The sequence below is a fragment of the Teichococcus aerophilus genome, assembly GCF_014490485.1.
In the GTDB taxonomy this organism is placed as follows: domain Bacteria; phylum Pseudomonadota; class Alphaproteobacteria; order Acetobacterales; family Acetobacteraceae; genus Pseudoroseomonas; species Pseudoroseomonas aerophila.
In genome coordinates this window covers 269,775-284,896 of sequence record NZ_JACTVA010000001.1, presented here as the reverse complement: position 1 = coordinate 284,896, position 15,122 = coordinate 269,775, and the positions used below count along the sequence as shown (strand labels likewise).

The 15,122-nt window shown below is 70.2% G+C and carries 9 protein-coding genes and 1 pseudogene; 8 read left to right on the top strand and 2 right to left on the bottom strand.

The window, feature by feature from the left end:
• The 4 genes and pseudogenes from IBL26_RS01200 to IBL26_RS01185 all read left to right on the top strand — a co-directional run.
• A pseudogene (locus tag IBL26_RS01200) lies at nucleotides 1–651 on the top strand (hypothetical protein); the annotation flags it as partial.
• Nucleotides 652–748: 97 nt separating this feature from the next.
• On the top strand, nucleotides 749–3,223 hold the full coding sequence (locus IBL26_RS01195; RefSeq protein ID WP_367615340.1) for a TonB-dependent siderophore receptor: 2,475 nt from the start codon (nucleotides 749–751) through the stop codon (nucleotides 3,221–3,223).
• Complete coding sequence (locus tag IBL26_RS01190; protein WP_367615339.1) at nucleotides 3,220–4,311, top strand: ABC transporter substrate-binding protein; 1,092 nt, start codon at nucleotides 3,220–3,222, stop codon at nucleotides 4,309–4,311. Before IBL26_RS01195 ends, IBL26_RS01190 begins: the two co-directional genes overlap by 4 nt.
• Nucleotides 4,312–4,647: 336 nt before the next feature.
• Entirely contained in the window at nucleotides 4,648–6,156 is a 1,509-nt protein-coding gene (locus IBL26_RS01185; protein ID WP_187782601.1) for an FAD-dependent monooxygenase, read from the top strand.
• A 1-nt stretch (nucleotide 6,157) separates the two neighbouring features.
• Here IBL26_RS01185 and IBL26_RS01180 read toward each other — a convergent pair whose 3' ends face one another.
• The gene (locus tag IBL26_RS01180) at nucleotides 6,158–6,859 is read right to left on the bottom strand and encodes an SDR family NAD(P)-dependent oxidoreductase (protein ID WP_187782600.1); all 702 of its coding nucleotides are present in this window, start codon (nucleotides 6,857–6,859) and stop codon (nucleotides 6,158–6,160) included.
• A gap of 10 nt (nucleotides 6,860–6,869) precedes the next feature.
• Nucleotides 6,870–7,610 carry a FadR/GntR family transcriptional regulator gene (locus IBL26_RS01175; protein WP_187782599.1) on the bottom strand — a complete coding sequence of 247 codons (741 nt, stop codon included), beginning with the start codon at nucleotides 7,608–7,610 and terminating at the stop codon, nucleotides 6,870–6,872.
• A 111-nt stretch (nucleotides 7,611–7,721) separates the two neighbouring features.
• On the opposite strand from IBL26_RS01175, the gene IBL26_RS01170 reads away from it, so the two are divergent.
• From IBL26_RS01170 to IBL26_RS01155, 4 genes are all read left to right on the top strand, one after another.
• Entirely contained in the window at nucleotides 7,722–9,119 is a 1,398-nt protein-coding gene (locus tag IBL26_RS01170; protein WP_187782598.1) for an aminotransferase, read from the top strand.
• Between the two features lie 72 nt (nucleotides 9,120–9,191).
• Nucleotides 9,192–10,796 carry an ABC transporter substrate-binding protein gene (locus IBL26_RS01165; RefSeq protein ID WP_187782597.1) on the top strand — a complete coding sequence of 535 codons (1,605 nt, stop codon included), beginning with the start codon at nucleotides 9,192–9,194 and terminating at the stop codon, nucleotides 10,794–10,796.
• Nucleotides 10,797–10,807: 11 nt separating this feature from the next.
• Nucleotides 10,808–13,006 (top strand): N,N-dimethylformamidase beta subunit family domain-containing protein, encoded by a 2,199-nt coding sequence (locus IBL26_RS01160; RefSeq protein ID WP_187782596.1) that lies wholly within the window; start codon nucleotides 10,808–10,810, stop codon nucleotides 13,004–13,006.
• Between the two features lie 487 nt (nucleotides 13,007–13,493).
• On the top strand, nucleotides 13,494–14,738 hold the full coding sequence (locus IBL26_RS01155; protein WP_187782595.1) for an NAD(P)/FAD-dependent oxidoreductase: 1,245 nt from the start codon (nucleotides 13,494–13,496) through the stop codon (nucleotides 14,736–14,738).
• Nucleotides 14,739–15,122 lie beyond the last annotated feature (384 nt).

The window sequence follows — 15,122 nt, the reverse complement described above, 5'->3', positions numbered from 1 at the left end:
TTCGGCGCCTGGCTGGGCCGCGCGCCGCTGGGCCGCGCCATGGCCGACGCGGCCACCGCCCCAGGCGAGATCCGCGCCCTTCCCTCACTGGTCGGCGGCGGCCGCCTGTTGCTGGATACCGCCAGCGCCGTGGACCTGCCCGGCCCGGGCCTGGTGCGGCTGGCCGCCGGCGCCCTGCGGCTGGACCTGCCGGACACCGCGCCGCCGCTGCAGTTGCAGGGCCGCTGGGGCCAATGGCAGGTGGCGCCGGGCAGCATCCTCGCCCTGCGGCGCGCAGAGGCGGATGAGGTGGCGGTGCTGCGCGGCGCGGCCCGTATGGCGGGCGGCACGGTCGGGCCGGGCTTCGGCCTCGCCTGGGGCAGGCTGGGTGCCGCCCCGCCCCACCGGTTGACCCTGGCGGAGACCGACCGGGTGGAAGGCTTCGCCGAAGCCTGGCGGCTGTTCGCCGACACCCCCCTGGCGTTGGTGGCGGAGGAACTGTCCCGCTACCTGCCAGGTGCCCTGCTGGTCAGCGATGCGGTGGCGGGGCTGCGTGTCTCCGGCCGTTTCCGCTTCACCCGCCCGGCGCAGGTGCTGGAAGCACTGGCCCAGACCCTGCCGGTGCGCGTGCAGCACCATGCCGGGCTGCTGACCCGGCTGAGCGCGGCCTGAGCAAAAAATTTCGTAACCGGTGTCGGATCGGCGCTGCCCATCCCGTCATGGGGGCATGGGGCGCCGTCGCGCCACCGGATCGAGGGGTTCTTCAGTGGTGTCCAGTTCTTCGGGGAAGCGCACGTCCTGGCGGCCGATGCGGTGGTCGGTCTCGGCCCTGGCCGTGACGGCCATGCTGGGTGCCGCCGCGCCCGTGATGGCGCAGGAAGCGCCCGCCAGTGCCGTGGTCAGCTTCGCCATCGCGCCGCAGCCGCTCTCCGTCGCGCTCGTGCAGTTCTCCCGCGCCACCGGGCTGCAGGCCAGCGCGCCGGCCACGCTGCTGGAAGGGCGCAACTCGCCCGGTGCCAGCGGCAATCTCTCCGCCGCCCAAGCTCTGCGGCAGTTGCTGGCCGGCACCGGATTGGTCGGGCGGATCGAGGCCGGCACGGTACGGCTGGCGCCGGAGCCACCGCGCGCCGCCGCCCAGGATGGCGCCGTGGTGCTGCCGACGGTGAATGTCGAGGCCTCCGCCGGCACGGGCGGCGGCCGCTGGGCCTCCCAGGGCTTCGTGCCGGAGGAGAGCGCGGCCGCCACCAAGATCGATACGCCCCTGCTGGATACCCCGCAGGCGCTGAATGTCGTCACCCGGGCGGAGATGGATGCGCAGGGCTCGCAGAGCGTCACGGACGCGCTGCGCTACACCCCAGGCGTCATCAGCCAGTATGGCGCCACCGACCTGCGCTACGACTGGCTGACGGTGCGCGGCTTCACGCCGCCGATCCGCTACCTGGACGGGCTGCGCCTGCCCTTCGGCGCGCGTGGCTACGCGCAGCCCCGCATCGAATCCTTCGGGCTGGAACGGCTGGAGCTACTGAAGGGCCCGGCCTCCGCCCTGTACGGGCAGAGCTCGCCCGGCGGCCTGCTGAACATGGTCAGCCGCCGCCCGAGCCTGACGCCGGTGCACGAAGTGCAGCTCCAGGCTGGCAGCCACGACCTGCTGCAAGGCGCGTTCGATTTCGGCGGGCCGCTGGATGAGGCGGGCGCGTTCTCCTATCGCCTGACCGGCCTCTACCGGCAGGCGGACACGGAGACCGACTTCCTCGATGAACGCCGTATCTTCATCGCCCCTGCCCTGACCTGGCGGCCGGATGCGCAGACCAGCCTGACGCTGCTGGCGCAGTACCAGCGCATCTCCTCCGACGGCGGCGGCGCGCCGCAGGCGCTGCCGGCGCCCGGTACGCTGTGGTTCAACCCGAATGGCCGCCTGCCCACCAGCCGCTCGCTTAGCGAGCCGGGCTATGACCGCTTCACCAACGAGCAGATCATGGCCGGCTACACCTTCGAGCGGCGCTTCGACAGCGTGTGGCAGTTCCGCCAGAACTTCCGCTACGCCCATGTCGATACCGACTCCCAGCGCGTGCAGGCGGCGCAGCTGCTGGCCAACCAGCGGGACCTGATCCGCTACGCCTGGGCCTTCCCGGAGATCTCGGACAGCTTCACCGTCGACAACCAGATGCAGGCGGACTTCACCACCGGCGCGCTGCGCCACCGGTTGCTGGTCGGGCTGGATTACCAGCGGGAGGACTCGACCTACGAGGAAAGCAACCTCACCCTGCTGCCCGCCTTCAATGTGTTCAACCCGGTCTACGGCACCCCCGTCTCCCGCCCGCCGATGGCGACGCGGATCAGCCAGGGCCGCAACCAGACCGGCCTGTACGCGCAGGACGAGGTGCGGGTCGACCGCTGGGTACTGACGGTCGGCGGACGCTACGACTGGGCGGATGCGCGCACCAACACCTATACCGTCGCCACAGGCCGCACGGCGGTGGTGAAGCAGGAGGATGGCGAGTTCACCGGCCGCGTCGGTCTGGTCTATCGCTTCGACAACGGCTTCGCGCCCTATGTCAGCTACTCCACGTCCTTCCAGCCGACCTCGGGTACCGACCGGACCGGCACGCCCTTCAGCCCGACCACCGGCACGCAGTACGAAGCCGGCATCCGCTACCAGCCGGACGGCATCAACAGCTTCGTCGCCCTCTCCGCCTACCACGTGACGCAGCAGAACGTGCTGACGCCGGACCCGCTGAACACCAGTTTCAGCACCCAGGCCGGCGAGGCCCGGGTGCGGGGGCTGGAGCTGGAAGGCAAGGCGAGCCTGTCGGACGCGCTGAACCTCACCCTCTCCTACGCCTATACGGAAAGCGAGGTGACGCGTGCCAACCGCAACGCGGCGGGTGCCAGCACGCTGGGTAAGCAATTGCCCTTCGCGCCGAACCACCAGGCGGCCGCCTGGGCGGACTACACCTTCCTGGATAGCGCGGTGGCCGGGCTGACCATCGGCGGCGGCGTACGCTACATCGGCGGTTCTTATGGCGATGCCAACAATGTCTACCGCACCCAGGGCGTGACGCTGGCGGACATGGCGCTGCGCTACGATCTGGGGCGCGCACTGCCGTCGATGCAGGGCGTGCAGCTTTCGGTCAACGCGCTGAACCTGTTCGACAAGGAGTATGTCAGCACCTGCATCAGCGCCAATGGCTGCTACTGGGGCACCCGCCGCACGGTACTGGCGGCGCTGAAGTACCGCTGGTGATCCTGCCCCGGCGCGGCCTGCTGGCCGCCCCCTTCCTGCTTGGCACCACAGGTGGCGCGCGGGCGGCGACGGACCTGCTGGGCCGGCCGGTGCGCCCGCCGCCGGCGCCGCCGCGCCGCGTGGTGCTGGGGGACGGCTTCCTGCTGATCGCGCTGTCCCTGCTGCATCCGGACCCGGTCTCCCTGCTGGCCGGCTGGGCGACCAATCTGCAGACGCTGGATGTGGACCTGCACGCCGCCTACCGCCGCCGCTTCCCGGCGCTGGATGCCGTGCCGGCGATCGGCGGCACCGCCGGCAGCAGCATCTCGGCCGAGCGGATGCTGGCGGTGGCACCGGACCTGGTGTTGTTCAGCGCCTGGCAGGCCAGCTCCACCGAGAACCAGGCGCTGCTACGGGCGCTGGAGGAAGCTGGCGTGCCGGTAGCCTTCGTCGATTTCTTCCTGCGGCCGCTGGACAACACCGCCCCCAGCCTGCGCCTGCTGGGTGACTGGCTCGGCGTACGGGATCAGGCCGAAGCCTTCATCCGGGTCCACGCGACGCGCCTGGACGCCATTCGCCAGACCATGGCGGGGGCACCGCCCGGGCCTTCCGTGCTGTTGCAGGCGCATGCGGGGCGCTGGCCCTGCTGCTGGTCCGTGGGCAGCGGCGGGGTGGGCGAGTATCTCGGCCTGCTCGGTGGTCGCAATATTGGCATGGGGGCCTTCCCCGGCCCGGCGGGCGGCACGCTGAACCTGGAATTCGTCATCGCCGCCGACCCGGAGGTCTATGTCGCCACCGGTACGCCGCGGGCCGGCGCCGCGGGCGGCATCTCGGTCGGGCCCGGCGTGGCGCCGGAACGGGCGGCGGCGGAGTTGGCGCGGGTGACGCACGCGCCGGGGCTCGATACGCTGTCCGCCGTCCGGAACGGGCGGGTGCATGCGCTGTGGAACTACTTCAGCGACGGGCCGCTGGGCATCGTGGCCTTGCAGGCCATGGCACACTGGTTGCGTCCCGACCTGTTCCCCCGCATGGAAGCGGGGGACAGCCTGGCGGAGATCAACCGCCGCTTCGCCGCCATGCCGTTCGAAGGCGCGTTCTGGGCGAATTGACGCTGACGCGCCGGGATGGCTGGCTCGGGGCGAGGCCACGTCCAGGCGGTGCGGCTTACGAGATGTATTCCCAAGCGTCCTCGCCGCCGGCCAAGGGACGTCTTCGGCAGGGTACGCACCGCTTCCCGCGGCACCGTTCGGCCGCTGCGTCTCCCGCCATCCTGGGTAGCGCGCGGCTGACCATTGGCTGAGTGCGCGGCCGGCGCAAAGCCTGTCACCCCCAGGCTTCGGCATTTTCGGATGTTGTGCGGGACTCCCGCCGCACCTTTCGCCTAGCGTCCCGGCAACGGCGCCCGCCGCGCTACGGCGCCCCAGCCAGTGCAGGAGAATGCCGCGATGCCGCCCGAGACCGCCGCGCCCGCCAAGGGCCTCGTCCTGATTGCCGGGGCTGGGCCGGTCGGCCTGACCCTGGCGGCAGAGCTGGCCCGCTACGGCATTCCCGTCCGCATCGTCGACAAGGCCGCCGGGCGCAGCGAGACCTCCAAGGCCCTGGTCCTGTGGAGCCGGACGCTGGAGCTGCTGGACCGCGGCATCGGCGCGGCGCCGTTTGTCGCGGCCGGATGCAAGCTGCATGGGGTCAACATCGTCGCGGGCGATGCGGTTGTCGGCCGCATCCGCATGGATGGCGTCGGCAGCCCCTATCCCTACGGCCTGATGCTGCCGCAATCGGAGACCGAGCGCCTGCTGGAAGCTGGCCTGGCCGCGCAGGGCGTCACCGTCGAGCGGCAGGTGGAACTGGAATCCTTCACCCAGGGCGAGGATGATGTCCAGGCCGTGCTGCGGCACCCCGACGGGCGGCAGGAAAGCCTCAGGGCTGGTTGGCTGGTGGGGTGCGACGGCGCCCATAGCGCGGTGCGCCACGGCGTTGGCGCGACCTTCGCCGGCAAGACGATGGACAGCAACTGGATGCTGGCCGACGTGCATCTGCACGGCTACCCGTTTCCGGATTCGGAAGCCGCCGTCTACTGGCACCGGGATGGCGTGCTCGTCGTTTTCCCCATCTCGCCCGGCCGCTCCAGGGTGCTCGCCGATCTGCCGCCATCCGGTCTGGCGCGCTCACCCGCCCCGACGCTGGAGCAGGTGCAAGCGGTGATGCAACGCCGCGGGCCGCCGGGCCTGGTGGCGCATGACCCGGTCTGGCTGGCAGGCTTCAACATCAACGGCCGCAAGGTCGCGCGCTATCGCTGGGGCCGCGCGTTCCTGGCCGGCGACGCGGCGCATATCCACAGCCCCGCCGGCGGCCAGGGCATGAACACCGGCATGCAGGACGCGTTCAACCTGGCCTGGAAACTGGCCCTGGTGATCCATGGCACCTGCGCCGACCGGCTGCTGGACAGCTACGGCCCGGAACGCAGCGCGGTGGGCGACGCGGTGCTGAAGGCGGCGGACCGGCTGACCACCGTCGCCACGCTGCGGAACCCCATCGCCCAGGGTGCGCGGAACCTGATCGCCCACCTCGTGCTCGGCCTCGGCCCGGTCCAGCACGCGGTGGCCGAGACCCTTACCGAACTGGCGACCGGCTACCCCGACAGCCCGCTGAACGGCCCCGCCCTGCCCGGCGACGGGCCCCGACCGGGCGCGCGCCTGCCGCCCACAGTGGGGCAGGCACCACCCGGCACCGGTGCCACGCCGCGCTTTGCATTGTTCGCGCAGCCCAGCGGCGCGGTGGACGACCTGATCGGCGTGTTCCCGCAGTTGCTGGAGCCCATGCCCCGGCCGCCCGTGCAGCCGGATGCGCTGTGGCTGGTGCGCCCGGATGGCTATGTCGCGTGCTCCGCGACCGACAGCGTGGCGATCGCCGCCTATCTGCGGCGGATCATGCCGGGCGGTGGGTCCGGCGCCTGAGTCAGAAGTGCTCCACCCAGGGGCGCAGCTCAACTTCCAGGGACCAGGCACTGCGCGGCTGGCGTAGCAGGTCCAGGTAGGTCTGGGCGACGCCGTCCGGGCTCAGCAGACTGTCCGGCCGGTCCGCCGGCTCCGGCCGCTTCTCGCTCCGCACGCCGCCATCGACGACGATGTGGGCGACATGGATGCCCTGCGGACCCAGCTCCCGCGCCGCGCTCTGCGCCAGGCCGCGCAGGGCGAACTTGCCCATGGCGAAGGCGGCGGAGCCGGAAAAGCCCTTCACGCTGGCCGTCGCGCCGGTCAGCAGGATGGCGCCGTGGCCCTTCGGCCCCATGCGCTTCGCTGCCTGACGCACCGCCAGAAAGCCACCGAAGCCGGTGATCTCCACTGCCCGGCGCACCGTCTCGGGGTCCAGCTCCGCCAGGGGGCCGGAGGCGCGTAAGCTGGCGTTGTAGATGACCACCTCGGGCGCGCCGATCCGCGCATCCACCGCCTGGAACAGCGCCTCGACCGAGGCGGGGTCGGCGGCATCGGCGGCGAAGGTCTCGGCCCCGGTTTCGGCCGCGAGTTCCGCCAGCTTCCCCGTATTCCGCGCCGCCAGGGCCACCTTCAGCCCCGCCGTACTCAGCATGCGGGCGACGGAGGCGCTGATACCGGCGCCGGCACCGATGATCAGGGCGCTGCGATAGGGCAAGCCGGACATGGTCGTCTCCTCATTCCGCGCCGCCGTCATGGTCGGCCTCGCCGGACATGGCCCCACGGCCGGTGGTTTCCATCAGCGCCGCGTGGATATTCGCCAGATGCCGCGTCATGGCCAGGGAGGCACCACGCGGCTTGCCCTCCTCCACCGCGCGGAAGATGGCCTCGTGGTCGCGCAGCCAGGTGGTGCGGTAGCGCTCCATCGGCATGTAGCGGTGGATGTCCTGCCAGATGCCGCTGTCGATCTGCCCACGCCAGAGCTGGTCCGCGATCGGCACCAGCACGCCGTTGCCGCTGGCCTCCGCCAGCAGGATATGGAAGCGATGGTCGGCGGCGTCGGCCTCCGCGCCGCGCGCGTGCTCGGCGCGCATGTCGGCCAGCGTGCCGGCCATGGCGGCCAGCTGCAGCGGCGTCGCGTGCTGGGCGGCCAGCGCCGCGATCTGCGGCTCGATCATCCGCCGCGCCTGCAGGTTCTCGAAAGGCCCGAAGCCGGAGAGGCCCTTCAGCTCCGGCGCTTCCTGCCGGCTGATGACATACGCCCCGCTGTTCTTCCGCACCTCCAGCATCCCCGCCATCTGCAGGGAGAGGATGGCCTCCCGGATGGTGGGGCGGGAGACGCCGAAGCGCTTCGCCAGTTCTCGCTCCGCCGGCAGGCGCTGGCCGACCTGATGGTCCTGCTGTACCAGCGCCGCGATCTGCCGGGCGACGGTTTCGAAGCTGCGCATGACGGGTGTGGCGGGGGCGGCGGGGAGCATGGCGGGCTTCAAGCATCCTATTTAAGGGTTTGACAAGCTGGGCGGCCAATATGACAGTGGCCAGGCCAAATTGGTCAGGCCAATTTGTCTCCCCTGGTCAGGAGCACCCGCATGTCGACCCCTACCCCGAATTCCGCGGAAGCCCGGGACGTGATGTTCCACCTGCATTCCCAGACCAACGCCCAGGCGCACGCCGCCAACGGCCCGCTGATCATGGAACGGGGCGAGGGCATCCATGTCTTCGACAGCCAGGGCAAGCGGTATGTCGAGGCGATGGCGGGACTCTGGTGCACGTCCCTGGGTTTTTCCGAAGCACGGCTGAAGCGCGCGGCGGCGGAGGCCTACGACAAGTTCGGCTTCTACCACACCTTCAACCACAAGACCCCGGCCGCGACGATCGACCTGGCGGAGAAGCTGGTCGCCCTCAGCCCCATCCCGCAGGCGCAGGCCTATTTCGCCACCTCGGGCTCCGAGGCGACGGAGACCATGGTCAAGCTGGCCTGGGTGTACCACACGGTTCGCGGCAAGCCGGGCAAGCGCAAGATCATCTCGCGCGACCGTGGCTTCCATGGCTCCACCATCGTCGCGGCCTCGATGTGCGGCATGCCGCGCATGCACCGCGAGTTCGGCCTGCCGCTGCCGGGCTTCCTGCACACGCTGTGCCCCGATGCCTATCACGGCATGCAGCCGGGCGAAGACGAGGCCGCCTTCGTCATCCGCCTGGCCGCCACACTCGAAGAACTGATCCTGCGCGAGGGCGCGGACACCATCGCCGCCTTCATCGCGGAGCCGATCAATGCCGGCGGCGGCATCATCGTGCCGCCCGCAGGCTACTTCCCGGCCATCGAGGCGGTGCTGCGCCGGCACGATATCCTGGTGCTGGGCGACGAAGTCGTTTGCGGCTTCGGCCGCACTGGTGAGATGTGGGGCAGCCAGACGGTCGGCATGCAGCCGGACATGGTGGCGCTGGCGAAGGGTATCTCCTCCTCCTACTTCCCCATCTCGGCCGTGATCCTCGGCAAGCCGATCCAGGATGCGCTGGCGGAGATGAACAAGGGTGGCGAGATCTTTGGCCACGGCTTCACCAATTCCGGCCACCCCGTCGGCGTCGCCGTGGCGCTGGAGACGATCCGTATCTACGAGGAAATGGACGTCGTGCCGCATGTCCGCGCCATGGGCGCGCGGCTGCGGGCGGGGCTGGATGCGCTGGCGGCGCAATCGCGCATCGTCGGCCAGGTGCGGGGCGCCGGGCTGATGATCGGCGTGGAACTGGTGGCCGAGCCCGCCAGCCGCACCGCCTTCGACCCGGCGCTGAAGATCGGCGCGCGCTTCGACGCCGAAGCGCTGCGCAACGGCCTGGTGATCCGCGCGATGGGCGACACGATCGGCCTTTGCCCGCCGCTGATCATCGACGCGGCGGGCGTGGATGAGATTCTCGATCTCTTCGGCCGCACCCTGGCCAGCGTGGAAGCCGGGCTGGCCCAACCGCATACCGCCGCCGCCGAGTAAGGCCGGGCGCAAGCAAGAAGACGACTGCACGGGAATAGCCAGCGCCGCCACGTCTCCTGAGGAGGACCTGCCATGCTCCGCCGTGACCTGTTCCGCAACTCCCTCGCCCTCGGTGCCGCCGGCGCCACGCTCGGCGCGCCTCGCCTGGCCGGCGCGCAAAGCGCCGCGGCGAAGACGCTGATCTTCGTGCCGCAGGCCGATGCCGCCATCCTGGACCCGACCATCACCACCGGGCTGGTCAACCGCAACCACGGCTTCCTGATCTTCGACACGCTCTACGGCATCGACGAGCAGGGCGTGACGCAGCCGCAGATGGTCGAGGGCCACACCGTCGAGGACGGCGGCAAGCTGGTGACCATGACGCTACGCGAAGGCCTGCGCTTCCATGATGGGGAGCCGGTGCGGGCGCGGGACGTGGTGGCCAGCCTGCGGCGCTGGGCGCACCGGGATGCCTTCGGCAATTCCCTGATGGCGGTGGTGGACGAACTGGCCGCGCCGGATGACCGCACGGTGCGATGGCGGCTGAAATCCCCCTTCCCCATGCTGCCGGAGGCGCTCGGCAAGGTAGGCGCCATCGTCGCCTTCATCATGCCGGAGCGCCTGGCCTCCGCCAACGATCCTGTGCCGCCGGTGAAGGAGCTGGTGGGCAGCGGCCCCTTCCGCTTCCGCGCCGACCAGCATGTCTCCGGCTCCCGCCTCGTCTATGAGCGGTTCGCGGGCTACGTGCCGCGCCCGTCCGGCACCGCCAGCCTGCTGGCCGGGCCGAAGCAGGCGGGGTTCGACCGGGTGGAATGGCAGGTGATGCCGGATGCCAGCACCGCCGCCGCCGCCCTGCAGCGCGGCGAGATCGATTGGTGGGAACAGCCCATCTACGACCTGCTGCCGACGCTGAAGCGCAACCGCAACCTCAACGTGGAGGTGCTCGACCCCTACGGCGCCATCGGCGTGCTGCGCTTCAACCACACCCAGCCGCCCTTCGATAATCCGGCGATCCGCCGCGCCATCCTCGGCGCGATCAAGCAGAGCGACTTCATGACCGCCATCGCCGGCGAGGACCAGAGTCTGTGGAAGGACGGCATCGGCTTCTTCGCCCCCGGCGGCACCATGGCGAACACAGAGGGCATGAGCGCGCTGGACGGCAGCCGCAGCATCGAGGATTCCAAGAAGGCGCTGAAGGAAGCGGGCTACAAGGGCGAGCGCGTGCTGCTGATGGCGCCGTCCGACTTCCCCTCGATCAAGGCGATGAGCGAGGTGATGGCCGACCTGTTCCGGCGGCTGGATATCAACACCGACTACCAGTTGATGGACTGGGGCAGCATGCTGACCCGCATGGGCAACCGCAACGGGCTCGACCAGGGCGGCTACAGCGTCTTCTGCACCTATTCGGCCGGCGTCACCCAGCTCAATCCCTCCGCGCACAACTTCCTGCGCGGCAGCGGCGACCGTGCGACCTTCGGCTGGTCCCGCAGCCCGGAGCTGGAGGCGCTGCGTGACAGCTGGTTCACCGCGCCCGACGCGGCGGCGCAGCGGGAGATCGGCATCAAGGCGCAGCGCCAGGCTTTCATCGACGTCCCCTACGTGCCGCTGGGGCTGTTCTACCAGCCAACGGCCTACAAGAAGGAATTGACTGGCATGCTGAAGGGCCTGCCCCTGTTCTGGCATCTCCGTCGCGGCTGAGGCTCTGATCCATGCTTCCGATTACCGGCTATGTCGAACGCTGGAGCGTCCGCCCCGGCGAGACGCTGAATGTGATGATCTCCGTGCAGGGCGGCGGGGCCTATCGCGCCCGGGTGGCGCAGATCATCTGCGGTGACCCCAACCCGCGGGGCCCGGGCTATCGTGAGGTACCGGCACCGTGGCCGCTGGAAGGCGAGCACCAGGGCGAGCAGCAGGATATCCATCTGGGGTCCTGGGGGGAGGTGCCGGCGGTTTCGATGCCCGCCGGCGCCGTCGCCCTGGCCGCCACGGTATGGCCGACGCGCCTGGCCGCCGGCGAGCAGGCGGTGCTGTGCTGGCATGGCGAGGCGGGCTCGCTGACCCTCGGCCTCGACGCCGATGGTGCCTGGTGCCGGCTGGTGACGCCGGCGGGCACCACCGCGCTGCGGACCGGCGTCGCGCTGACGGAACGGTCCTGGCACGCATTGGTCTGCCTGCTGGATGACCAGGGCCGGCTGCATCTGCGGCAGCAGCCCCTGCGGCCCCGCCTGGACCGGGACGAGACGGCGGAGGCCTCGGCGCCTGCTAGTGGCGGCCTCTCCGGCCCCGGTGCCGTCTCCATCGCCGCCGATTGCAGCGATGGCCTGGCCCGGGCGCATTTCAACGGCAAGGTGGAGCAGCCGCGCATCCTCTCCGGCGGCCGCTCGGCCACCGCGCCGGGCGAAGTGTTGGCGGCATGGGATCTCTCCCGTGCCATGCAGACCGACCGGATCGAGGATATCGGGCCGTCGGGCGCGCACGGCATCCTGCACAACCTGCCGACGCGGGCCATGACCGGTTCCGACTGGCGCGGCGACGTGCACCGGTGGACCGAGGACCCCAGCCAGTACGGCGCCATCCATTTCCACGACGACGATATCGGCGATGCCGGCTGGCAGCCCTCCCTCAGCTTCGTGGTGCCGGATACGTGGAAAAGCGGCGTCTACGCGCTGCACCTGGAGGTGGAGCGCGACGGAAGGACGGTGCGGGACAACATCGTCTTCCACGTGCGCGCGAAGATTCCCGGCTCCCAGGCCAAGGTGGCGTTCCTGGCGCCGACTTTCAGCTACACCGTGTACGGCCAGTTCCAGAAGGCCGGGCGGCAGGCGATGATCACGCCGCGCTCGCTGGAATGGGGCGCGTTGCCGCAAGCGCCGGACGGGCACCCGGAGTACGGCGTCTCTCCCTACAACTTCCATTCCGATGGCAGCGGCGTGGTGATGTCCACCCTGCGGCGGCCGTTGATCGACAAGCGCGTCAACCAGATCCATCTGGTCGACCCCAGCGAGGGCGGCTCCGGCCTCTACTGGATCTCCGCCGACAGCTATGTCACCGACATGCTGACGCGCAACGGCATCGAATACGAGGTCATCACCGACCACGATGTGCATGCGGAAGGCGTCGGCTTGCTGTCCCAGTACAATGTGGTGCTGACCGGCCAGCACCCCGAGTACCACACGGTGGAAACGCTGGATGCGCTGGCGGCCTATCTCGGCCAGGGCGGGCGGTTCATGTATCTTGGCGGCAATGGCTTCTACTGGAAGGTGGTACCGCACGGCACCGGCCCCTGGAGCTTCGAGTTGCGCCGCGCCGAAGGCGGCATCCGCCTGTGGGAGACACTGCCCGGCGAGAGCTACCACGCGCATGATGGGAGCTATGGTGGGCTGTGGCGCCGGCTGGGGCGGCCGCCGCAGCAGCTGGTGGGTGTCGGCTTCAGCACGCAGGGCGAATATCGCGGCTACCCCTACCAGTTCCTCGACGACATCCTGGACCCGCGCGTGGCCTTCATGCGTGACGGCATGCCGGAGTTGGCATCGCCCGGTGCCAGCCTGGGCGAGCGCGGCCTGATGGGCGGCGGCGCGGCGGGCCATGAGCTGGACCGTGCCGATACGTTGCTGGGCACCCCGCGCCACGCGCTGATCATCGGCCGAGCGGTGCTGACGGACCCGACCTACCAGCCGGTGAACGAGGAGCGCCGCGACCACACCTGGCCGGCGAAGCGGGAGGACATCATCCGCTCCGACCTCACCTTCTTCGAGACACCGAATGGCGGCGCGGTGTTCTCGGTGGGCTCGATGAACTTCATCGGCGCGTTGCCGGTGGATGGGTATGACAACGTCGCCGCGCGGTTGGTCGTCAACATCGTCCGGCGCTTCGCCGACCCGGCACCGCTACCGCCGCCGAGTGCCTAGAGCGGCATAGGCTGCATTCCATCAGGGCCGTGCCGCGTGGCGCGGCCCTTTTGCGTTGCCGGAGGTACCACGCGCTATCGCTATGGCCGCAAACTCGTATCCGGCCCCTAAGAGAGTGATGGCTGGATCTGGAATCACCGAACGCCTGAATCACACGACCAGACAATGGCATGGAGCATGGTATCGGAATGAATGTGAACGCATCATGCCCTAGGGCCGATGTCGGTTCTGCTCTAGGGTAGCCGCCGTTCCGTCAAAGCGCCGAGATGATCGAGACGTCCCAAGCCCCCGCACGCCAGCCACCTTTCGCTCCCACCGCGCGCGTCGGTTGTCCGGTGCCCCATGCGGCGACGGCGCATCCCGGCCCACGCTTCGCCCGAAGCCGGAGTGTTGGCCGGCGGCAACGGGCCCCGGGCCGCGCGGCGATGCCTGCCAGGCGCGGAGCGACAGCAGCAACACCGTACCGGTCAGCCGCAAGGGTCTATCGATGAGCAAATCCGCGATCGTTCTGGGCGCCGGCATGGTGGGTGTCTCCACCGCGTTGCATCTGCGGCAGCGGGGGTGGGACGTGGTGCTGGTGGACCGGCGCGGTCCGGGCGAAGGTGCCTCCTTTGGCAATGCCGGGCTGATCCAGCGGGAAGCGGTGCATCCGCACGCCTTCCCGCGCCAGCTCTCGGAAATCGCCCGCATCGCCCGCAACCGCTCGATCGACGCGGTGTACCATCCCGGCGCGCTGCCCGGCCTGGTGTCGCCCCTGCTGCGCTACTGGTGGCATTCGGCGCCGGCGCGGTACGAGGCCGTGGCGCGGGCCTATGCCAGCCTCATCCTCACCTGCCTCGATGAGCACATGGTGGTGGCGCGGGAGGCCGGCTCGGCCGAGTTGCTGCGGCCTATCGGTTGGATGCGCCTGTTCGGCGACGAGGCGAAGCTGGAGGAGGTGCGGAAGGAGGCCGAGGCCGCGCATCGCGACTACGGCGTCGGCTACCGCATGCTGGACGGGCAGGAGCTGGCGGCGGCGGAGCCGCATTTGCTGGTGCAACGTGCCGGGGCGCTGCACTGGACCGACCCGTATTCCGTCAGTGACCCGCATGCCCTGACCCTGTCCTATGCCCGGCTGTTCGAGGCCAAGGGCGGCCGTATCGCCATCGGGGATGCGCAGACGCTGCGGGAAGCCGGCGGCGGCTGGCGCGTGCAGACCGCGGACGGCCCGGTGGAAGCGGCCCAGGCCGTCGTGGCGTTGGGCGCTGCCGCCGGGATGCTGACGCGCCGCTTCGGCTACGCGCCGCCGCTGTTCGGCAAGCGGGGCTACCACTACCATTTCGGCCTGCAGGGCAACGCCGTGCTGAACCGCCCGGTGATCGATGAGGAAAGTGGCTTCTGCCTGGTGCCGATGCGCGCCGGCATCCGCTTGACCACCGGAGCCGAGTTCGCCCGCCCCGATGCGCCGGAGACGCCGATCCAGCTCACCCGGGCCGAGCCCATCGCCCGCACCCTGCTGCCACTGGCCGACAAGGTGGAGGACAAGCCCTGGCTGGGCACCCGCCCCTGTACGCCGGACATGCTGCCGGTGATCGGCCGCATCCCCGGGCGGGTAACACTGTGGGGGGCGTTCGGCCATGCCCACCAGGGCCTGACCCTGGGTCCGACCACGGGCCGGATGCTGGCGGAGATGATGGGCGGCGAGACACCGTTCATCGCCCCGGAGGCGTTCCGCGCGGAACGCTTCCGCTAAAGCACGGCGGCGGGGATGCCGCGGCCGGGCCGCTGCGGTTCGACCGAGGTTTCGGCACGTTATAAAAAATGAACTTTCGGCAACTTTAGACGGCCGGGCGCATTAGGCACTGAGCGTTGGGGAACGGCCGGGTATGTCGTGCCGGTGGTGACCCGCGTGTCGCCACGGGCCTGGAACATTCCGTCGCCAATACGCCGAGCAACCCGCCTCTCTGCTTTTCGCACTGCGCCGGAGCGCTGCAGAGGCAGGTGTTGCCGCGTCCCAAAGGCCCCTCTCTTATCGTGCATCCTTCATCGGCAGCGGCTGGATCCGCTCGGCGCTGTTTCGCTCGGCGAGGGAAACCGCCGACGCGGCCAAACGTCAACGAGAGGGGGATGCGCGCAC